The sequence below is a fragment of the Caballeronia sp. TF1N1 genome (assembly GCF_022878925.1).
Lineage (GTDB): Bacteria > Pseudomonadota > Gammaproteobacteria > Burkholderiales > Burkholderiaceae > Caballeronia.
On sequence record NZ_CP084628.1, the window covers coordinates 1101982 to 1122621 of the forward strand.

Below are 20640 nucleotides of genomic sequence, written 5' to 3' on the forward strand. Positions count from 1 at the left end.
GAGGTCATGCTCATGCAGATCAAGACGATTGGCGCCGCCGCGTGCGACGCCGAGCGCGAGGTGGAAGCGGTGCTTGCAAGGATCGAACCGTGGTCGGGTCGCGCGTTGCGCTATGCGCCCGTGTTGGGCGGCATCAGCAACACGAACTGGCGCGTGTGGGTCGACGGCGAAGCGCAAAGCTATTTCGTCAAGGTGCCGGGCCGGGGCACGGAGCAGTTCATCGACCGCAAGGCTGCGTTTGCCGCAAGCCGGCTCGCGGAGCAGATCGGCATTGGTCCGCGTCTTTACGACTATGCTTTCGAGCAGGGCGTGGAGATCAACGACTTCGTCGAAGGCCGCGCGACCTGCTCGAACCGCGACTTTCTGGAGCGCAACGTGCGCGCTTCGGTCATGCACGCGTATCGCACGCTGCACGGCGCGCCGCCATTGCCGCTCACGAAGACCATTTTCGATCTGATCGATGAACACGTCGCGCAAGTGCATGAAGTAGGCGGCACGCTGCCCGCCGACTTCGCGCTGATTCACGCGCGCTATCGCGAGGCGCGCGCGGCGCTGGAGTCATCGGGACTGGATATCGTGCCGTGCTTCAACGATCCCATGCCGGGCAATTTTCTGCGCGACGATGCGGGTACGATCTTGCTTATCGACTACGAATACGCATCGAATAACGACCGCTGTTATGACATCGGCGCGCTCTCCGGCGAGATGTTCTTCACGGCCGACGTGGAAACGGAACTGGTCGAGACATACTTCGGCCGCGTGAGCAACGACGTCATGGCACGCGTCACCGTGCACAAGGCGCTCGCCGATATCAAGTGGGCCACTTGGTCCATGTTGCAGAACGAGATCTCCACGCTCGATTTCGACTACGCCAAATACGGCGCGTGGAAGTTCATGCGCGCGCGCTCGGTGATCGAGGCGCCGCATTGGCAAGACTGGTTGCGCAGTCTTTGAAGAAAGTCGTCGAGCGTTACGACCGTCCAAAAGAAAGGGCGTGCTCTCGCACGCCCTTCAAGTCGCCACGCAGCGAATCAGACTTTTGACAACCCCCTGGGACTGCAGCGCTTTATGTGATCGACGATCGCCTGAATCAGCGGCAGTCTCTTGCACAATCAATCCGTGACCAGATTAACGACCGAAAGGTCGCGGACTTGAGAAAACTTGCGAACGCCGGTTCGAAATTCAACGCTCAAGTTTCACGCATGGCGTGACGATAGCGCCACGCCCTTGAGCAACATGTCCAGATCGTCCGCGTTGAACGGCTTCGACAGCACGGCGACACCGAGGCGTCGCGCCTGTTCGAGATGCTCCGCATAACCCGTCATCAGCGTCACGGCCTGCTTGGGGCGTTGCCGCTTGATCCATTCGACGAGGCCGATGCCATCGCAAGTTCCGGGCATCTGGATGTCGGACAGAACGAGGTCGAATTCGAGGCCTTCTTCCAGCACCTTCAGCGCGGCATCGCCGGAAGGCTCGTGGCGCGCGCTCCAGCCGAGCACATCGAGAACGGCGACGAGCCCCGCCGCCACTTCCTCGTTGTCTTCGACGAGCAGGATGGTGGACTTCGCGCCGCCCGGTTCGATGGCACCCTCGCGCTCCGCCGGAGATGCTTCCGTGACGCCCGCCGTCCAGTGCGGAAGGTAGAAGAAGATCGTGGTGCCGCGCCCGACATCGGTTTCCACGCGTGCCTTGCCGCCCGCCTGTTCGGCCATGGCGAGCACTTGTGCAAGGCCGAGCCCGGTTCCCGCGCCAGCCTGCTTGGTGGTGAACAACGGCTCGAACGCGTGCTGGGCGACTTCTCGCGTCATGCCGGTGCCGCTGTCCTGGCAGGAGAATTCGACATACTCGCCGGCTTCGAGCTCGTAGCGCCCTTGGGATAACGCCACGTTCCTGCAGCGAACGATAAACGTGCCGCCTTGCGGCATCGCGTCCTTCGCATTGACCGCGATGTTGATGATCGCCGAAGTGATTTCCGATGGATCGACCTTGATCGGCCATGACGCCTCCGCCACTTCGATCTGCACGGCGACCTTGCTGCTTACAGCCGAGCGGATCAGCGCCTCGGTTTCGAGCAGCCACGCGCCCGGTAGCAGGGTCTGCATCTGCAACGGCTGTCGGCGCGCCACGCTCATGAGACGGCGCGCGAGCGCCCGCGCGCTCGTGGAGGCGCGCTCCACTGCATCGATCTCGTTCTTGACGCCGTTGTAGTTCTTGCGCCGGACGATCTCCATGTTGGCCGTCACGACCATCAGCAGGTTGTTGAAGTCATGGGCGACGCTCGCGACGAGATTGCCGAGCGCGCCCATGCGCTGCATCTTGCGCGTGGCTGCTTCCGCCGAGCGGCGCCGCGACAGCTCGCGCCGCCAGTTCTGCCAGGAGGTTTCCTCCGCGCGAAGACGCCGCAGCGAAAACACGATCAGCACGCACAGACACATGCAAGGAATCAGCGCGACGGCCACGAGGGACATGTCGTCGCGCAGCCAGTTGCTGACCACATCGTCGATTGCGTAGCCGGCGGAAACGTAGACGGGGTACTGACCGGCGCGCCGGTACGCGAGCATCTTGCGGGTGCCGTCCAGCGGCGAATCGATCTTGATGATGCCCTGTTCCGCCCCTCGCGCGAACGCGGCCGCGAGAGGCTCGTGCTTCGGTGGCGGGTTCGCCAGGCGTGGCGCGGGCAGGCGAAGCAGAATGCCGCCATCGGCGCGATAGAGGCCGACCGTCAACGCAGGCGTCTCGGCGATGAGCCGCTGATAGAACTGCAGCAAGTAGGAGCGATGCAGGGAAACGACGATGGCGCCGAGAAAGCGCCCGTCGGGAGCGGTCCGGGCGGCGAGCGTGTTCACGATATCGGTGCCCTGAACGCGGCCGCGCTCGGGCAGCGAGACATAGAGCTGCGAGGAGGCCGCGCGCGTCGCCATGAAGTCGCCGCGGTCGCCGATAGAGACGTCGGGCGTCGGGGAGAAGCGGCTGCTGACGATCAACTGGCCGTTTTTATCGACGATGGAGAGTGCGACGACCTGCGGATGATTGGCGACGAGCGCTTCGAGTTTCCTGTGCAGGCTTGCCTGTTCGCGCAGAATCTGCCGCTCGTCAGCCGTTCCGACCACGTCCTGGACGCGCGAGATGAGGTCGCGGTTCGAGTCGAGCAGATTGGTGAGTTTGCCTTCCGCGACCCACGCCAGCCGATTGAGTATCTCCGACTGCTCCGCGACCGCACGTTCGTAGGTGTAGTAGGCGTAAAGCGCCGACAGACTTAGCGGCACGACCACCGAGGCGGTCAGCGCGAGGACGAGCCGCCGGCGGGCAGCCCTGAAATTGAGCGGAGGAAACGAAACCCGGTCCGACGGGTCGGAATGTTGAGTCGCGAACTCAGTCATGAAACACCCCGGTCACGCTAAGGGGAGTCATCCGACGCCGGCACATGTTTGCGCGAAACATCGATTCAAATTCCTTGGCGGTGGCGCGCCCGCGACCTCCTCCCCGTATCACGCCTGGTTTCTAGCTGCGGATGTTCGCTCCGCTAAGCTTGCTCGCATCGTGCCGAAGGGGGCTTTGTCAGGCGAACGGGAAAGGTCTGGACGTCATAAGACGTACCTACTATTTCATAATACTCATACGGTTGATGGTAGCACGGCTTGTTGCCGACTTAATTGCCTGTGGTTTTTTGATTGCTGAACGGCAGCGGAATGGCCGTGGCGCTTGGCTCGGGCTCCGGTAAACTCCGCGTTCATCGTTTGGCCGGCACGGGCTCAAAAGTTGCGCAATCTGGCCGTAAACCTTTATGCGAGCCGCGCGGACAGCGAGCAGAAGTCCGCTAAACCGGCTCTTTAGCAACGAATAAGAAAGCGAGTCGTCGAGCGTCGCGTGGCGGGGTTCGGCAGGAGAGAATCGTTGGGACCGTGGTTCAAGAGGAGCGTCCGAGCAGAAAGCCCGGCATCGTGGGTCGACAGACACTCGGTGCTGGTTGCGCTCGGCGCGACACTGGCGAGCGTCATCGTGCTGATCGCCACCGTCGCGGTGCTGATCTCGAGCCGCGAGGAAGCCATCGCGAAGGCGCGCCGCACGTCGGCGAACGTCGCGGTGGCGCTCGCGCGCGACATGTCGAGAAACCTCGAAATCTACGATCTCTCGCTGCAGGCCGTCGTCGACGGCATGGCGGACCCGACCATATTGAAGCTGCCGCCTGAACTGCGCCGGCAGATTCTCTTCGACCGTTCGACCACCGCCGCTTATATCAGCGGCATCTATGCGCTCGACGAACGCGGCCGGATCGTGCAGGGCCGGGCGCGGCTTCTTCCGACCGTCGATCTCTCCGATCGGGATTACTTCACGGTGCATCGCGCCAATCCGAATGTCGGGCTCTTCATCTCGAAGCCGTACGCGTCGCGTCTGCGAAACGGCGCGCCATCGATTGCCCTCAGCCGGCGGATTTCCAAAGCCGATGGCAGCTTCGGCGGTGTCGCGCTCATCTCCATCAACCTCGATTACTTCCAGCAATTGGTGGATGACATTAGGCTCGGCCACGAAAGCGCGGCGACGATCGTACAGAGCGATGGCGACATCGTCGCGCGCAATCCGAAGCTGCGTCCGGGCAGCGTCAGCAGCATTCGCGGCTGGCCGATCTTCTCGAAGATGTTCGGCGTCGAGAGCGGCTCGTTCGACGCGCGCTCGCCCGTCGACAACGTCGACCGCATCATGACGTTTGCGCGCGTGCGCGGCAGCAATCTCGTGATGATGGTGGCGCTCGGAAAGGACGACGTGACCTCGGAGTGGCAGCAGCACTCGCTCATCATCGGCACGCTGGTGGTGGCCGTGGCGGGCGCGTTCACCATCGTGGTCTGGCTGCTGGTCTTCGCGGTGCGCCAGCGCGACGCGGCGCAGGCGAAGCTCGTCGAGATCGCGGACACAGACGGTCTGACCGGCGTCGCCAACCGCCGCAAGCTCGATGCGGCGCTCGACGAACTCTGGACCTCGGCAGCGCGCGAAGGTTATCCGGTCGCGCTGCTTTTCGTCGATGCCGATCGCTTCAAGGCTTACAACGACACACACGGCCACGAAGCCGGCGACCGGGCGTTGCAGTTCATCGCCGAATGTCTCGTGAAGCATGCGAGAGGACCGCACGATCTGGTCGCGCGCTACGGCGGCGAGGAGTTTGTCGTGGCGCTCGCCGACTGCACCCGCAGCCGCGCGGAGGCGGTGGCGGAGGCCATGCGTATCGACGTGGCCAATTCGAACGGCGCGCGACTTCGCCAGCAATTTCCTCCGACGACCGTGAGCATCGGCGTGGTGGTGGCTCGACCCGATAGCGGCTCGACTATCGACGACGCCATGCGCCGCGCCGACGAAGCCTTGTATGTGTCGAAGAGCGGCGGACGCAATCGCGTGACGCTCGCGGCTGTGTCCGAGAAACGGCGCGGCGAACCGGTCGGCACCGCGCCTTGATGCCTGACGCCTGATGCTTCAAATCAATTCGCGCGAGGCCGCATGCTCGACTCGCGCGAGATGAAACGCGCGCCGCAACTCGAAGCCAAGACGTTCATATAGACCGATAGCCGCGAGATTGTCGCTGAACACGTGCAAGAACGGTGTCTCCGCGCGCGCCTCGATCTCTCGTTGCAGGATCTGCATGAGCCGCCCGGCAAGGCCTCTGCCGCGATGCGTTTCATCGACACATACGGCGCTGATCTCGACGTAACCATCCAGATGCAGGCGTTCACCGGCCATTGCAATGAGTCGCCCGTTGTCTCGCACGCCGATGTAATTGCCCGTCTCGCGGGTCCGCACGGAGAACGGCCCGGGCCGCGTTCTTCCGGCAAGATCCAGCATGTCGTCGTTATCTGCCTGGGTGAGTCGGATCACATCCAGCTTTTCGACGCTTGCGGCTTTGGGCGCTTTGCGAGTGTTCGCGACCATCTGATGAAGGATGCCGACACGCGTTATCTGCAAGGCATCGTATGACGGCAAGGGCTCCGTGGAGAGCAAGGCCACTTGCTGCCCAGGCTGCAGAAGGCGGTGAAGGGCGTCATACGCATCCGGCGTTGCGGTTGCCAGCGCGGCGAACGGCGCGACGTCGGGATGATATCGACGAACGAGCGTGTCGCCGAGCGCGAGGTGTGCGTGTCGGGTCGTCAGCGCCTCCCAGATAGGGCGGTCGAGGTCGGCAGGTTTCGGATGGCTCATGGGCGCTCCAATGGCGTGTGATTGCTGTGCAGTCTAGACGGCCCGGGCGCACGGGGCTATAGTCGCAAATGACATTATTAGCACTATTTGCGACATGAGACTGGCAATCCTCGCGCTCGACGGCCTGTTCGACACCGGACTGACCGTGTTTCTCGATACCTTTTCGATGGCCAACGAAGTGGCCGCCGCGCAAGGGTTCGAGGCCGCGCCGTTCGAGGTGAGGCTCATCGGCATGCGCAGACGTATTCGCACCGCGCATGGCTTGTCGACTTCGGTCGAATTGGCGAGCAGCGCGCCGTCGCCGGACTGGATCGTCGTGCCCGCGCTGAACGTGAGGCAGCCGGAGCGTCTTGCCGAGGCGCTCGAACGTCGCGACACGCGCGAGGCGATCGCTTATCTGCAAGCGCGGCACGCTGCGGGCGCGGGCGTAGCGGCGGCGTGCATCGGCACGTTCATATTGGCCGAAGCCGGTTTGCTCGATCATCGCGAGGCCACGACCACATGGTCGCTTGCACCGTTTTTTCGACAGCGCTATCCGGCCGTCATGCTCGACGATTCGCGCATGGTCGTCGCATCGCAAGGCGTCGTCACGGCGGGCTCCGCAATGGGTCATCTCGATCTCGCGTTATGGTTGCTGCGTCAGGCGAGTCCCGAACTGGCGACGCGTGTCGCTCGCATGATGCTCATCGACAAGCGTGCATCGCAGGCGGAATACATCATCCCCGATCATCTCGCGCATGCCGACCCTTTAGTCGCGCGTTTCGAGCGATGGGCGCGCGACAATCTCGCGGCGGGCTTTTCGCTTCAGGCGGCGGCGAGTGCCTTGTCGGTCGGGCCGCGCACGTTGCAGCGCCGTACCGAGTCGGTGCTCGGCAAGTCGCCGCTGGCGTTCTTTCAGGACTTGCGCATAGAACGCGCGCAGCACCTCGTCGCTATCGGCTACGACATCGAGAAGATTGCAAGCGAAGTCGGCTATGCCGATACGGCGACCTTGCGCACCTTGCTGCGCCGCAGGCTCGGCCGTGGCGTGCGCGAGTTGCGCGCCGGGCGATAACGCGAGGCATCGGGCGACCACGAACATAAAACCGGGAGACGGCATTGACACAGGGACACTCGAACTGGTTCGTGCGCGCGCGGCTCAAGACGCGCCAGCTCTTGTTGCTCGCCGCGATGGAGGAAGAGGGCAACGTGCGCCGTGCCGCCGATGTCCTCGGCATGACGCAGCCAGCGGCATCGCGGCTTCTGAAGGAACTCGAAGATGTGCTGGACGTGCGTCTCTTCGATCGCACGCCGCACGGCATGCAGGCGACGCTCTACGGCGAAGTGATGATCCGTCATGCGCGCATGGTGCTGTCGAATCTCAACAAGGCGCAAGACGAGATTGCCGCCTTGCGCGCCGGTCTGGTGGGCGAAGTGCGCGTCGGCGTGATCGCGGCGGCGGCGGCCAGAATGGTTCCGCTCGCCATCGGACGCGTGAAGGCGCAGTATCCGCAACTGCAAATCTGGCTGCAGGTGGAGACTTCCGATGTCATGCTGCCGCTTCTCACGCAGGGGCAACTCGACGTGATGATCGGCCGCGTGCTCCAGCAGCACGTGCAACTGAAGCCCGCCGTGCAATACGCGCCCATCGCCGATGAACCGCTGTGCGTGGTGGTGCGCCCCGGGCATCCGCTCGAACAGACTGCGGGGCTCACCATGAGCGGTGTCGCCGACGCCGAATGGGTGCTGCATCCGCCGGGGAGTGTCTTGCGGCATCGTATCGACATGGCGTTCGCGGAGCTTGGGCTGAACCCGCCGCGGAATGTGGTCAACACCAACAACTTTCTGGCGATCTCGAGCCTTCTGTTGCAGAGCGACATGCTCGCCGTCATGCCCGATGAAGTGGCGCGGCAATACGAGCGCTTCGGCACGCTCAAGCGTCTTGCAATCGACCTGCCTTGCCGCATGGATGCATTCGGCATCATCACGCGGCAAGCGCATGCGCTCTCGCCCGCGGCGACCGTGGTGCTGCATGCGCTTCACGACGCCGCCGCCGAAGTATACGGCGTGTCCGCCGATGCCCTGAGCGCCTGACCGGGTAAGCCCGAATCGCGTTTTCCACTATATCAACATTGGTATCGGGATCGCTGAATAAGTGATTGGACCATCATGGGAGTGAGGGCTAACCTTGCCCGGGGCTCAGCCTGAGCCTTCGACCCCGGACTTCGAGCCGCGGCGCACATGATCCAATCAGGAGACAGCCATGAAACAGACCCGACGCGCGGTGCTCGGCGCAATGCTTGGTTCGGTGCTGGTACTCGCCGCGAGTGTGAATGCACACGCCGACGACAAGAAGATCACGCTCGGCTTCGCACAGGTCGGCGCGGAGAGCGCCTGGCGCACGGCCAATACGGTCTCGGTCAAGTCCGCCGCGAAAGACGCGGGCATCAACCTCAAATTCTCCGACGCCCAGCAGAAGCAGGAAAATCAGATCAAGGCCATACGCTCCTACATTGCGCAGAAGGTCGATGTGATCGCGTTCTCGCCGGTCGTCGAGTCGGGCTGGGAGCCGATTCTCATCGAAGCGAAAAACGCCAAGATTCCCGTGATCCTGACCGACCGCAACATCGACGTGAAAGACAAGTCGCTCTATGTGACGATGATCGGCTCGGACTTCCTCGAAGAAGGCCGGCGCGGCGGCAAGTGGCTGGAAGAACGCTACAAGAACGAGAAGGGGCCGATCAACATCGTCGAGTTGCAGGGCACGGTGGGATCGGCGCCGGCGAACGACCGGCGTGCGGGTCTGCTCGAAGTCATCAAGAACGATCCCAAGTTCAAGGTGATCGCCTCGCAAAGCGGCGACTTCACGCTCGCTGGCGGCAAGCAGGTCATGGAAGCCTTCGCGAAGACCTACGGCAAGCAGATCAACGTGGTCTACGCGCATAACGACGACATGGCGCTCGGCGCCATTCAGGCAATGGAGGAGGCGGGCATGAAGCCGGGCAAGGACATCACGGTCGTCTCGTTCGATGCAACCAAGGGCGGTTTCGACGCCATGGTCGCGGGCAAGATCAACGTGGACGTGGAATGCAGTCCGCTGCTCGGCCCGCAGTTGATGACCGCGGTGAAGGATGTGGTCGCGGGCAAGGAACTGCCCAAGCGTATCGTGACCGAAGAGACCATTTTCCCGATGAGCGTCGCCGCGGCCACGCTGCCGCAGCGCAAATACTGAAGCTCGGGCGCCATCGCACGTCCATCGCGCCATCATGTGAGCGCGATGGACGACTCATTCCCTTTCCGGCGATATCCATGACCGACACACCCGTGCTCGAAACCATTGGTTTGTCCAAGTCGTTCCCCGGCGTGCGCGCACTGCACGACGTCGATTTTCGTTTGTTTCCAGGCGAGATTCATACGTTGATGGGGCAGAACGGCGCCGGCAAATCGACGCTCATCAATGTGCTGACGGGCGTCCACGAGCACGATGCAGGCGAGATCCGGCTCGGTGGCAGTTCCGTGAATTTCGCCGCGCCCATGGAAGCGGAAGCCGCCGGAATTCGCACGCTCTATCAGGAAGTGAACCTGTGTCCGAATCTCTCGGTGGCGGAGAACGTTTTCGCGGGCAGGCAGTTGAAGCGGCATGGCGCGATCGACTGGAAGAGCATCCACGTGCGGGCGCAAAAGGCGCTCGCGGACCTCAACGTTTCGGTGGACGTCACGAAATCGCTCGATACGTATCCCATCGCCGTGCAGCAGATGGTGGCGATTGCGCGTGCCTTGTCGGTCGATGCGCGCGTCCTGATCCTCGATGAACCGACCTCCAGTCTCGACGACGGCGAAGTCACGCGACTCTTCGACGTGTTGCGCAAGCTCCGCCATTCAGGTCTCGCGATTCTCTTCGTGACGCACTTTCTGGAACAGACCTACGCGGTATCGGATCGCATCACGGTCATGCGCAATGGCGAGCGCGAAGGCGAATATCTCGCGAAAGATCTTCCGGTCGAACTGCTCGTGTCGAAGATGGTGGGCCACGAACGCATGACCGAGCGCCTGAAGCGCGCGGCTTCCGAGCCGCCCGCGCAACGAGGCGCGGCTGCGCCGTTTCTCGAAATGCGCGGCGTGGGCCGTCGCGGCTTGATGAATCCCGTGGATATTGACGTGCAGCCGGGTCAGATACTCGGGCTCGCGGGCTTGCTCGGTTCGGGGCGCACGGAAACCGCGCGGCTTCTCTTCGGCGCGGAGCGTTCCGATGCAGGCGCGACGAAGGTGTCCGGCAAGCCGGTCAAGCTGCATTCGCCGCGCGATGCGGTGCGTCAGGGCATCGGCTATTGCCCGGAGGATCGCAAGAAGGAAGGCATTATCGCGGACCTGTCGATTCGCGAGAACATCATCTTGGCGCTTCAGGCGCGGCTCGGGCTTTGGCGCTGCATTCGGAAGGCGAAGCAACGCGAGATCGCCGACGACTATATCGAGCAGCTAGGCATCAAGGCGCGCGATGCCGAGCAGCCTATCGGTCTGCTCTCTGGCGGCAATCAGCAAAAGGTGCTGCTCGCGCGCTGGCTTGCAACGGAGCCGCGCATGCTGATTCTCGATGAACCGACGCGCGGCATAGACGTGGCCGCGAAGTTCGAGATCATGGACCGCGTGCTCGCGCTCTGCGCGAAAGGGCTCGGCATTCTCTTCATCTCGTCCGAAGTGAGCGAGGTCGTGCGCGTGAGTCACCGGATTGCGGTGTTGCGCGACCGGCGCAAGGTCGCCGAGGTCGCGGGACATACGACCTCGGAAGACGAGGTGTATCGGCTGATCGCGGGAGGATCGCAATGAACCGTATCAAAGGTGTCTTGCAGCATCCGCTCGTGTGGCCCTGCGTGACGCTCGTCGCGCTGTGTCTGCTCGATCTGGCGCATAACCCAAGGTTCCTGTCGATTGCCATGCTCGATGGCCACCTGTTCGGCGCGCCCGTCGATATCCTGAATCGCGCGGCGCCGCTCGTGCTCGTCTCGCTCGGCATGACGCTCGTGATAGCGACGCGCGGCATCGATATCTCGGTGGGCGCGATCGTCGCGATTGCCGGCGCGACGGCCGCCACGATCCTCGCCGACGATCCTTCCCGCGTGACGCTTGCCATCGCGGCGGCGCTCGCGGTCGGCGTTCTCGCGGGCATGTGGAACGGCTTGCTGGTGGCGTTCATCGGCATGCAGCCGATCATCGCGACGCTCATCCTGATGGTTGCGGGACGCGGCGTCGCGCAGTTGCTGACGGGCGGCCAGATCATCCCGATCGGCGCGCAGGCTTATTTGATGGTCGGCGGCGGCTATCTGGCGGGCGTCCCGTGTTCCGTGTGGATCGCGGCGGGCGCGCTCATCCTCACGGCGCTTCTCGTCGATCGCACCGCGCTCGGGCTTTTCATTCGGGCTATCGGCGTGAATCCGGTTGCAACCCGGCTCGTCGGCTTGCGCTCGAACGTGATCGTGTTCGGCGTGTATGCATTCTCCGGGTTGACGGCGTCCATGGCGGGCATTCTCGCCAGTTCGAACGTGCGCAGCGCCGACGGCAACAACGCCGGCCTCCTGCTCGAACTCGACGCGATTCTCGCCGTCACGCTCGGCGGCACTTCGCTGCTCGGCGGGCGCTTCAGTCTTGCGGGCACGGTGCTCGGCGCGCTCATCATCCAGACGCTCACCTACACGACTTATTCCATCGGTGTGCCGCCCGAAGCGACGCTCGTGGTGAAGGCAGCGGTGGTGCTCGTCGTCAGCGTGATTCAGTCGTCCACCGCGCGCGCCGTGCTGATGCGGCAGTTGCGACGCGTCTTTCCGTCCGCTTCGAAACAGCCGCTCGCGGAGGCATCCCGATGAAAAGTTTCTTCGACCGTCTGACGGACCCGCGCATCTTGCCTATCGTCGTCACCGTCGTTCTGTTCGCGGCTCTTTTCGGCTTCGGCTCGGTGATGTACACCGGCTTCTTCTCGCTGCAAGTGCTGCTCGGCTTGCTGATCGACAACGCGTTCTTGCTGATCGTCGCCATTGGCATGACGTTCGTGATCGTGTCGGGCGGCATCGATTTGTCGGTCGGCTCGGTCGTCGCTTTGACGACGATCCTGTGCGCCGTGTTCGCCGAACGTCTGCACTGGCCGGTGTGGATCATCGTGCCGCTCGTGCTGGCCTTCGGCGCCTGCTATGGCGCGGCGATGGGCGCGCTCATCCACTTCTTCAGGCTGCAACCGTTCATCGTCACGCTGGCCGGGATGTTCCTCGCGCGCGGCGCCTGCTTTCTCATCACGACGCAATCCATCACCATCACCGATTCCACGTTCCGCGCGCTGTCCGCCTTTCATGTGGATGTCGGCGGCGCGTCGCTCACGACGGGCGCGCTGATCGCCATCGTCACGCTGATCGTGGCGATCTTCGTCGCCCACTTCACGCGCTTCGGACGCAACGTGTATGCGGTCGGCGGCAACGAACGATCGGCGCTGCTGATGGGCTTGCCCGTCGCGCGCACCAAGGTCGGCGTCTATGCGCTCTCGGGTTTCTGCTCGGCGCTCGGCGGCGTGGTGTTCACGCTATACGTGCTCTCGGGCTACGGACTGCAAGGGCAGGGCATGGAACTCGACGCCATCGCCGCGACGGTGATCGGAGGAACCTTGCTCACGGGCGGCGTGGGCTATGTGATCGGTTCGGTGTTCGGCGTCGGCATTCTCGGCACCATCCAGACCTTGATTACCTTCGACGGCACGCTCAGTTCATGGTGGACGCGCATCGTGATCGGCTCGCTTCTGTGCGCGTTCTGTCTGTTGCAGCGAGTCATCGAACGTCATGCCGCGCGCCGTAAATCGAATGGGACGAAGCTCGGCGAAGGCATCGGATCGAAAGAGCCGCGCACGCCTTTGCCGTCCGATACCGCGAGCAAAGCCGAACCGCTCGCGATGGTCCCCAGAACCTGAAGCACACACATAAGCAGCACATAAGCACGCATACCCTGCCACCCTCGTCGAGAATCCGTCATGCCCAATGAAAAACGCCTGCTCCGTTCCGCTCAATGGTTCGGAACCCAGGACAAGAACGGCTTCATGTATCGAAGCTGGATGAAGAATCAGGGCATCCCGGACCACGAGTTTCAGGGCAAGCCGATTATCGGTATCTGCAATACGTGGTCGGAACTCACGCCTTGCAACGCGCATTTCAGGAAGATCGCGGAGCACGTGAAGCGCGGCGTCTTCGAGGCGGGCGGCTTTCCGGTGGAGTTTCCGGTGTTTTCCAACGGCGAATCGAATCTGCGGCCTACGGCCATGTTGACGCGCAATCTCGCCAGCATGGACGTGGAGGAATCCATTCGCGGCAATCCCGTCGATGCCGTCGTGCTGCTGGTCGGCTGCGACAAGACCACGCCCGCCTTGCTGATGGGCGCGGCGAGCTGCGACGTGCCCGCGATCGCGGTCAGCGGCGGCCCGATGCTCAACGGCAAGCATCAGGGTCGCGATATCGGTTCGGGCACCGTCGTATGGCAACTGAGCGAGCAGGTGAAGGCGGGCAAGATCACGCTGCATGAATTCATGTCGGCGGAAGCAGGCATGTCGCGTTCGGCTGGAACCTGCAACACCATGGGGACGGCATCGACCATGGCGTGCATGGCCGAAGCGCTCGGCGTGACCTTGCCGCACAACGCGGCGATTCCCGCGGTGGATGCCAGGCGCTACGTGCTCGCGCACATGTCGGGCATGCGGATCGTGGAGATGGCGCTCGACGACTTGCGGCTCTCGAAACTCCTCACGCGGCAGGCGTTCGAAAACGCGATTCGCGTCAACGCGGCGATTGGCGGATCGACGAATGCGACCATCCATCTGAAGGCGATTGCCGGCCGTATCGGCGTGGACCTGGAACTCGACGACTGGACGCGCATCGGCCGCGGCACGCCGACGCTCGTCGACTTGCAACCGTCCGGACGCTTTCTGATGGAAGAGTTTTACTACGCGGGCGGTTTGCCCGGCGTGATCCGGCGTCTGGGCGAAGCGGGCTTGCTGCCGTATCCCGACGCGCTGACGGCCAACGGCCGCTCACTCTGGGACAACACGAAAGACGCGCCCATCCACGACGCCGAGGTGATTCGTCCACTCGACCGCCCGCTCGTGGAAGACGGCGCGCTGTGCATTTTGCGAGGCAATCTCGCGCCGAACGGCGCGGTGCTCAAGCCGTCCGCCGCGACGCCGGCGTTGCTCAAGCATCGCGGCCGGGCGGTCGTGTTCGAGAACTTCGACGACTACAAGGCGAGGATCGGCGATCCCGAATTGAACGTCACCGCCGATTCGATCCTGGTCATGAAGAACTGCGGCCCGAAGGGTTATCCGGGCATGGCCGAAGTCGGCAACATGGGCTTGCCGCCGAAGCTGTTGGCGCAGGGCGTGACCGACATGGTGCGCATCTCCGACGCCCGCATGAGCGGCACGGCTTACGGCACGGTGGTGCTGCATGTAGCGCCCGAAGCGCGCGCCGGTGGTCCGCTCGCGGTGGTGGAAGAAGGCGACTGGATCGAGATGGACTGCTTCGCGGGGCGCCTGCATCTGGACATCAGCGACGAGGCGCTGAGGACACGTCTCGCCCGCTGGGCGGAAGAACCGCGCAAAGCGGGCGAGAACACGAGCGGCTACGGCAAGCTGTATATCGATCACGTTTTGCAAGCCGATCAGGGCTGCGACTTCGACTTTCTCGTGGGATGCCGTGGCGCCGATGTTCCGCGCCATTCCCATTGACGCCCGCGCGTTCTGCCTGTCAGCCGCGCGCTCCGAAGGCGCGCTGGATTTTCTTCTCGGTGTTGTACTGGCTGAGCGCGTAGACCGACCAGATCGCGGCAGGAATCCAGCCAATCAACGTGATCTGAAGAAGCAGGCAAATGATGCCGGCAATCGGTCGGCCGATCGTGAAGAACTGCAGCCACGGAAGGATGAGTGCGAGCAAGAGACGCATATGCGGTCCTCGGATGTGATGGTCTGGTGACTTTACCATCCGCGTTGCACCTGCTTGCGCGATCCCATAACATGAGGCCGGGACTTACTTTGCCGAACTCGCCAAACGCCCGGCCGACATTCGATGACCGAAGCCACCGACCTCGCGCACCTTGTTGACGCGTTGCGCCAGCATCGCCTGCTCGATGCCGACGAAGAACCGCGCTTCACGCGCCTGACGGGTGGCGTGTCTTCGGATATCTGGCGCGTCGATGCGCGCCGCGCTACGTTCTGCATCAAGCGCGCGCTCGGCAGGCTCAAGGTCGCGGCGGACTGGCATGCGCCCGTCAGCCGCAATGCCGCCGAAGCCGCGTGGCTGCGCTGTGTCGCGACCTGGCTGCCGCACGCGGTGCCTGCGCTTCTGTTCGAAGACGCGCCGCTCGGCTGCTTCGCGATGGCGTATCTTCCTGCGGAATATAACCCCGTCTGGAAGGCGAAGCTGCTGAAAGGCGAGATCGACGACACTTTCGCCGCGCAAGTCGGTTTCCTTCTTGCGCAGATTCATGAGCAAAGCGCGGGGTCGGCTGCGCTCGCGGCGCAGTTCGCGAATCACGATACCTTCGAGTCCATCCGCATCGAGCCTTATCTGCGGGCGACAGCCGCGCGTCATCCCGACCTGGCGAACACACTCGGCGATCTGGCGGATTCGGTTTCGGCTGCGCGCATCGCGCTGGTTCATGGCGACGTGAGCCCGAAGAACATCCTGTGCGGTGCCGACGGCCCCGTCTTTCTCGATGCCGAGTGCGCAACCTACGGCGATCCGGCCTTCGACCTCGCGTTCTGCCTGAATCACCTCGTCCTGAAGAGCTTTCTCAATCCGCATTGGCGTGAACGCTATGCCGGAAGCTTCGACGCACTGAGCGGTCGATATCTGGCGGCTGTCGATTGGGAACCAGCGGAACGCATGGATCTGCGTTGCGCGCGGCTCTTGCCGGCATTGTTGCTCGCGCGGGTCGATGGCAAATCGCCCGTCGAGTATCTGCAAGATCCAGCCGACATACAGGCGGTGCGCGAACTTGCGCGCGGCCTTCTCATCGAACCGGTCGATTCCCTTGCGCAATGGCGAAAGCGCTGGAACGAGGCGGCATCCATCGATAAACCCGCGGGAGTCTGAATATGAGCAGCGCGATTACATCCGTCCACGGCCGCCGCATTTGGGATTCGCGCGGACGTCCGACCGTGGAAGTGGAAGTGACGCTGGCAAGCGGCGCCAAAGGACGCGGCATGGCCCCGGCGGGCGCTTCTCGCGGGCGTTTCGAGGCGGTGGATCGGCGCGACGGGGCGGCCGCGCTGGGCGGCTTCGGCGTGAGCGATGCGTTACGCGGTATCGACGATGAAATCGCGGCGGCGCTTATCGGCATGGATGCGCTCGAGCAGACGCAAATCGATGCGCGTCTGATCGAACTCGATGGCACCGAGGACAAATCGCGGCTTGGCGGCAATGCGTTGATCGCGACGTCGCTTGCGGTTCTGCATGCCGCGGCGGCAGACCGTCGGCAGCCGCTGTGGGCTTATGTCGCCAACGGCCGAACCGTCAGCATTCCGATCCCGGAAATCCAGATCTTCGGCGGCGGCGCGCATGCTGGCCAGCGTATCGACATTCAGGACCTGATGGTCATGGCGCCATCCGCGAAAAGTTTCGACGAAGCGCTGGAGATGACCGCCGAGGTCTATCTGGCTGCGGGCAGGATCATGGCGAAGCGTGGTCATCTTGCCGGTGTCGCCGACGAAGGCGGGCACTGGCCCGTGTTCGAGAGCAACGAAGCGGCGCTGGATACGCTCGTCGCGGCTATCGAAGAAGCGGGGTTCGTTCCGGGCGAGCAAGTCGCCATTTCGCTCGATATCGCCGCATCCGAATTCGGCTCGGGCGGGCGTTACAAGCTCGGCCTGGAGCGCCGCGAGCTCGACAGCGACGCCATGTGCGAACTGATGCTCCGATGGTGCGACCGTTACCCGATCGTGTCGATGGAAGACCCGTTGAGCGAGGACGATGCGGCCGGCTTGCGCCGATTCACGGCAGCGGTGGGAGAACGCGTGCAGGTGATCGGCGACGATTACCTCGTGACGAACGCGGCGCGCATCGCAAAGGCCGCCGAGCAACGCGATGTCAACGCTGTCCTCATCAAGTTGAATCAGGCGGGTACGGTGACGGAGACGCATGCGGCGCTGGAAGCGGGAAAGAACGCGGGGTTTGGCACGATCGTATCGGCGCGCTCGGGTGAGACGGAGGATACGACCATCGTGCATCTTGCCGTTGGCTGGAATGCGGGCCAGCTCAAAGTCGGCTCGTTCTCGCGCTCGGAACGCATGGCCAAGTGGAACGAGGCGATTCGCGTGGAAGAAGCGCTTGGCGACGCGGCACAGTTTGCGGGTATGTCGATGCTCGGTCGCAGGCCATAGGAGCGCGTCCGTTAAGAGGCCGAAGCGAACCGTTCCGGTGCCTTTTTTACAATATCCAGACGAATAGTCAGCATATATTCCACGAAAAATACATAACGTGTGGAATTTAACCAGTGGCTGCTTCGTTCATTCCTCAAGCGATCGCGAGCGTTGGCGTGTGCGCGAGTATGTTGTGTTCGACGGTCTGGCAAATTGCTTGCTCATGTTGTGGGCCTTAAGGCGTCAGTCACGCCTTCGTTTCAACATGGTCTGGAACTTGCCGCGAAGAAAGCATGATCCATCGGTGTGCGTAATTGCGCATCGACGCGCAAAGATAAATGCACCGATGAACGAAGCGCCAGCGGCAAAGCAACAATGCGTGGCATTTTGGACTATGCTGGCCTGAGCACTATCGAACGATGGGCAGGTGTGGGCAACACGGCATGGCAGCGTGCACACCATTTGATTCGTCCCCCTTACTAGCGTACCCGCATCATGAAAAATGATGCGGAAGCGGAGAGGCGCATGAAAATCGCGTTTGTTGTCGACAGCTATCCTGTTGCATCGGAAACCTTCGTGGTCCGTCAGATCGCGGGATTCGCGGAACGAGGACATCATGTGGTCGTCCTTGCCGCGCGCTATGACGAAGGCGCCGACGATCCGCTCAAAGGCCAGATCGAATTACGCATATTTCGTCGCAAACAGGGCACGGCGGCACGCATTGCGCATCTGGCGCGCTTCGGACTGAGCTCACTGTCAACGCCGGAAGGACGCAAACGCATCGGCGTGGCCTGGCGCGCGGCGACGTCCGGTTGCCGCTCGACGCTGTTCGACCTCTCGGGCGGCGGAGCAATGTCGCACGAAAGTTTCGACGCGGTAATCGCACATTTCGGTCCCCTCGGCGTGCGCGCCATGTATCTGCGCGATGCGGGCTATTTCGAAGGCCCCATCTCCACCGTCTTTCATGGCTTCGACATGAGCGATGAAGCGCTCGTCAAGCGTTATCTGCCGCACTACAAGCAGCTCTTCGGACGGGGGTCGCTGTCGCTGCCGGTCAGCGAATTCTGGCGGATGCGCCTGATCGACTGGGGCGCGCCTGCATCGCGGACGCTCGTGCATCACGTGGGAGTGGATGTCGAGCAACTGCCGCTTGCCACCGACAAGCAGAAGCCCGGACGCCCGCTCAAAGTGCTGAGCGTGGGAAGATTCGTCGAGAAAAAAGGCCTTGAATATGCGATTGCCGGCGTTCGCGATTGCAGCCTGCCCGTGGAATACAACGTGATCGGCTACGGCCCACTTGAGGCCGACTTGCGCGCGATGGCCGCGAATAACCGCAATCCGGTCAACTTTCTCGGCGCGCGCGCACAGGACGAAGTGTTCGCGGAACTAAAGCGCACCGACGTGTTTCTGCTGCCGTCCGTGACGGCCGCCAACGGCGACATGGAAGGCATTCCGGTGTCGATCATGGAAGCAATGGCTACCGGCGCGATCGTCGTCGCAACGCGTCATAGCGGCATTCCCGAACTTGTGGTGGATGGCGAGACCGGCGTGCTCGTCGACGAGCGTTCGGGGCCGAGCATTTCCGCCGCGCTCGAAAAAATCGCCAAAGGACAGATCGACACCGACAAGATGCGCGCGACCGCGCGGCACACTATCGAAACGAACTTCAACAACCGCACGTTGCACGCGGAACTGGAGGCCATTCTGGTCGAGGCGCGCGCGGGCGAAGCGCGCGAGATCGCAACGTGATGCGGTCTCGCGCGGCATCAGGAATCCGCATGCGAGCGGACGAAATTCACGAAGCTCAGATACGTCGGCAAGATCGGCACGCTGTTGTGCATGATGCCGAAGGTGTGGTCGCCGCTGTCGAGCACGTAATACATGGTGGATTGAATGTTGTGCGTCTTGCGGGCGTCGTAGAACGATTGCAATCGGGACTGCACGAACGCGCTCCGGTAGTCGTCGCTTTGTTCGGGATTGGCATTCCACTCGGTAATCATGAAGGGAACGCCGTAACGCGCCTTGCAGTATTGCGGCAGGTCGAAGTGCGGGCCCGCGCCATCCGAACCGATATCGAACAAATCGCCATAGACTTCGTAGTTATGCCATGTCGTCATGTCCCAGCGGACTACGGGATGACCGTTCGTGCCGTCCGGCTGATTGCCTTCCCATAACGCGTCCGATGCACCGATATCCGCCACGCAGAAGTTGATGCCGCACATGGCGTCGGGCTGCGCGGCCTTCACGCCGTCGATCAAACCGCGCATGACGCCGCGCATGACCGGCCAGTTATCGTTGTTGAAGTCGGCGACATCCGTTCCGGCGCGATTCGAGTCGATTACAGTCTGAGCTCGGCGCGTGAGTTCGTTGCCGCATTCGTACATCGTCACGCCGTAGGGCTTCAGCGTGCTCGCGACCGTCACGCCTGTGCTGTAGGCCTTGGCGTATGCCGCGGCCTCGCTCCCGAACAGGTTACCCCAGTCATCCGTCAATCCTTGTTGAATCAGACAGAACAGTTCGATGCCCGTTCCGTTCATGGCCCTCGCCATCCTTGCGACAGGTCTGAGTTCAGCCGACGTCTCATTGCACCCGAGCCGATAGATACTGCAACCCATGCCATTCAAAATGGCGATGGTTTGCGCGGGCGTGTAGAGATAATCGTAATGACCGTTCATGCCGAAGAACATGCCGGATTGCGCTGCGAGCGGTGTGCGCGGGTCCCGGCAAAGTAGCCAGTCATTCGACCACACATAGAATTGCCCGCTTGTGTTTCTCTGATAGATCTTTCCGCCCGACCAGAGAAGCATCAAAACGTTGGCAATGGATATTGCCGTGTCGTTCTGGAATACGACACCGTTATTCACCGTCCAGACGGAGCCGCGTTTGTCCACGATCGCGGTTGCGTCAGGAATGGTCGTGCCATCCGGCGATGGACCTTGCGACTCCGCTCTTGCAGTGGGATTCAGTTGTCTGGACCGCCCGGAAGCGCTCGATGTCGAGTTCGGTACGTCGCTTTCGCTTCCGCCTCCGCAGGCGGCCAATGTATAGGTTCCGGACAACGCGCCCAGGCTAGCTAAAAATCTACGTCGATCAATCATCGA

The 20640-nt window shown here is 62.6% G+C and carries 16 protein-coding genes; 12 read left to right on the plus strand and 4 right to left on the minus strand.

Annotated features, from left to right (window positions below):
• The first annotated feature begins 12 nt into the window (after positions 1-12).
• Positions 13-954: a choline kinase family protein gene (locus LDZ28_RS25760; protein ID WP_244830237.1), complete on the plus strand. Its 942-nt coding sequence runs from the start codon at positions 13-15 to the stop codon at positions 952-954.
• A gap of 242 nt (positions 955-1196) precedes the next feature.
• On the opposite strand, the gene LDZ28_RS25765 is transcribed toward LDZ28_RS25760, so the two are convergent.
• Positions 1197-3380 (minus strand): hybrid sensor histidine kinase/response regulator, encoded by a 2184-nt coding sequence (locus LDZ28_RS25765; RefSeq protein WP_244830238.1) that lies wholly within the window; start codon positions 3378-3380, stop codon positions 1197-1199.
• Between the two features lie 514 nt (positions 3381-3894).
• On the opposite strand from LDZ28_RS25765, the gene LDZ28_RS25770 reads away from it, so the two are divergent.
• On the plus strand, positions 3895-5445 hold the full coding sequence (locus tag LDZ28_RS25770) for a diguanylate cyclase (protein WP_244830239.1): 1551 nt from the start codon (positions 3895-3897) through the stop codon (positions 5443-5445).
• A gap of 18 nt (positions 5446-5463) precedes the next feature.
• Here LDZ28_RS25770 and LDZ28_RS25775 read toward each other — a convergent pair whose 3' ends face one another.
• The gene (locus tag LDZ28_RS25775) at positions 5464-6183 is read right to left on the minus strand and encodes a GNAT family N-acetyltransferase (RefSeq protein ID WP_244830240.1); all 720 of its coding nucleotides are present in this window, start codon (positions 6181-6183) and stop codon (positions 5464-5466) included.
• 94 nt (positions 6184-6277) lie between these two features.
• On the opposite strand from LDZ28_RS25775, the gene LDZ28_RS25780 reads away from it, so the two are divergent.
• The 7 genes from LDZ28_RS25780 (at position 6278) to LDZ28_RS25810 (ending at position 14908) form a co-directional block, all read left to right on the plus strand.
• Positions 6278-7237: a GlxA family transcriptional regulator gene (locus LDZ28_RS25780; RefSeq protein ID WP_244830241.1), complete on the plus strand. Its 960-nt coding sequence runs from the start codon at positions 6278-6280 to the stop codon at positions 7235-7237.
• A gap of 44 nt (positions 7238-7281) precedes the next feature.
• On the plus strand, positions 7282-8256 hold the full coding sequence (locus LDZ28_RS25785; RefSeq protein WP_244830242.1) for a LysR family transcriptional regulator: 975 nt from the start codon (positions 7282-7284) through the stop codon (positions 8254-8256).
• A gap of 202 nt (positions 8257-8458) precedes the next feature.
• Complete coding sequence (locus LDZ28_RS25790) at positions 8459-9394, plus strand: ABC transporter substrate-binding protein (RefSeq protein ID WP_370652268.1); 936 nt, start codon at positions 8459-8461, stop codon at positions 9392-9394.
• A gap of 77 nt (positions 9395-9471) precedes the next feature.
• Complete coding sequence (locus tag LDZ28_RS25795; RefSeq protein ID WP_244830244.1) at positions 9472-10986, plus strand: sugar ABC transporter ATP-binding protein; 1515 nt, start codon at positions 9472-9474, stop codon at positions 10984-10986.
• Positions 10983-12020, plus strand: a complete 1038-nt coding sequence (locus tag LDZ28_RS25800; RefSeq protein ID WP_244830245.1) for an ABC transporter permease — start codon at positions 10983-10985, stop codon at positions 12018-12020. The genes LDZ28_RS25795 and LDZ28_RS25800 overlap by 4 nt, the downstream gene beginning before the upstream one ends.
• On the plus strand, positions 12017-13105 hold the full coding sequence (yjfF, locus tag LDZ28_RS25805) for a galactofuranose ABC transporter, permease protein YjfF (RefSeq protein WP_244830246.1): 1089 nt from the start codon (positions 12017-12019) through the stop codon (positions 13103-13105). The genes LDZ28_RS25800 and yjfF overlap by 4 nt, the downstream gene beginning before the upstream one ends.
• A gap of 60 nt (positions 13106-13165) precedes the next feature.
• Entirely contained in the window at positions 13166-14908 is a 1743-nt protein-coding gene (locus LDZ28_RS25810) for an IlvD/Edd family dehydratase (protein WP_244830247.1), read from the plus strand.
• 19 nt (positions 14909-14927) lie between these two features.
• On the opposite strand, the gene LDZ28_RS25815 is transcribed toward LDZ28_RS25810, so the two are convergent.
• Positions 14928-15122 carry a YqaE/Pmp3 family membrane protein gene (locus tag LDZ28_RS25815; protein ID WP_244830248.1) on the minus strand — a complete coding sequence of 65 codons (195 nt, stop codon included), beginning with the start codon at positions 15120-15122 and terminating at the stop codon, positions 14928-14930.
• A 123-nt stretch (positions 15123-15245) separates the two neighbouring features.
• Between LDZ28_RS25815 and LDZ28_RS25820 the strand changes: the two genes are divergently transcribed.
• The 3 genes from LDZ28_RS25820 to LDZ28_RS25830 all read left to right on the plus strand — a co-directional run bounded on the left by LDZ28_RS25820 (position 15246) and on the right by LDZ28_RS25830 (position 19288).
• Positions 15246-16274 carry a phosphotransferase family protein gene (locus LDZ28_RS25820; RefSeq protein ID WP_244830249.1) on the plus strand — a complete coding sequence of 343 codons (1029 nt, stop codon included), beginning with the start codon at positions 15246-15248 and terminating at the stop codon, positions 16272-16274.
• A gap of 2 nt (positions 16275-16276) precedes the next feature.
• Entirely contained in the window at positions 16277-17560 is a 1284-nt protein-coding gene (gene eno / locus LDZ28_RS25825; protein WP_244830250.1) for a phosphopyruvate hydratase, read from the plus strand.
• A gap of 504 nt (positions 17561-18064) precedes the next feature.
• Positions 18065-19288, plus strand: coding sequence for a glycosyltransferase (locus LDZ28_RS25830; RefSeq protein ID WP_244830251.1), 1224 nt, complete (start codon positions 18065-18067; stop codon positions 19286-19288).
• Positions 19289-19305: 17 nt separating this feature from the next.
• Here LDZ28_RS25830 and LDZ28_RS25835 read toward each other — a convergent pair whose 3' ends face one another.
• On the minus strand, positions 19306-20637 hold the full coding sequence (locus tag LDZ28_RS25835) for a hypothetical protein (protein ID WP_244830252.1): 1332 nt from the start codon (positions 20635-20637) through the stop codon (positions 19306-19308).
• Positions 20638-20640 lie beyond the last annotated feature (3 nt).

Coding starts and splice junctions, on each gene's coding strand:
- LDZ28_RS25760 (WP_244830237.1), top strand. CDS start 13: ATGCAGATCAAGACGATTGGCGCCGCCGCGTGCGACGCCGAGCGCGAG.
- LDZ28_RS25765 (WP_244830238.1), bottom strand. CDS start 3,380: ATGACTGAGTTCGCGACTCAACATTCCGACCCGTCGGACCGGGTTTCG.
- LDZ28_RS25775 (WP_244830240.1), bottom strand. CDS start 6,183: ATGAGCCATCCGAAACCTGCCGACCTCGACCGCCCTATCTGGGAGGCG.
- LDZ28_RS25780 (WP_244830241.1), top strand. CDS start 6,278: ATGAGACTGGCAATCCTCGCGCTCGACGGCCTGTTCGACACCGGACTG.
- LDZ28_RS25790 (WP_370652268.1), top strand. CDS start 8,459: ATGCTTGGTTCGGTGCTGGTACTCGCCGCGAGTGTGAATGCACACGCC.
- LDZ28_RS25795 (WP_244830244.1), top strand. CDS start 9,472: ATGACCGACACACCCGTGCTCGAAACCATTGGTTTGTCCAAGTCGTTC.
- LDZ28_RS25800 (WP_244830245.1), top strand. CDS start 10,983: ATGAACCGTATCAAAGGTGTCTTGCAGCATCCGCTCGTGTGGCCCTGC.
- yjfF (WP_244830246.1), top strand. CDS start 12,017: ATGAAAAGTTTCTTCGACCGTCTGACGGACCCGCGCATCTTGCCTATC.
- LDZ28_RS25810 (WP_244830247.1), top strand. CDS start 13,166: ATGCCCAATGAAAAACGCCTGCTCCGTTCCGCTCAATGGTTCGGAACC.
- LDZ28_RS25815 (WP_244830248.1), bottom strand. CDS start 15,122: ATGCGTCTCTTGCTCGCACTCATCCTTCCGTGGCTGCAGTTCTTCACG.
- LDZ28_RS25820 (WP_244830249.1), top strand. CDS start 15,246: ATGACCGAAGCCACCGACCTCGCGCACCTTGTTGACGCGTTGCGCCAG.
- eno (WP_244830250.1), top strand. CDS start 16,277: ATGAGCAGCGCGATTACATCCGTCCACGGCCGCCGCATTTGGGATTCG.
- LDZ28_RS25830 (WP_244830251.1), top strand. CDS start 18,065: ATGAAAATCGCGTTTGTTGTCGACAGCTATCCTGTTGCATCGGAAACC.
- LDZ28_RS25835 (WP_244830252.1), bottom strand. CDS start 20,637: ATGATTGATCGACGTAGATTTTTAGCTAGCCTGGGCGCGTTGTCCGGA.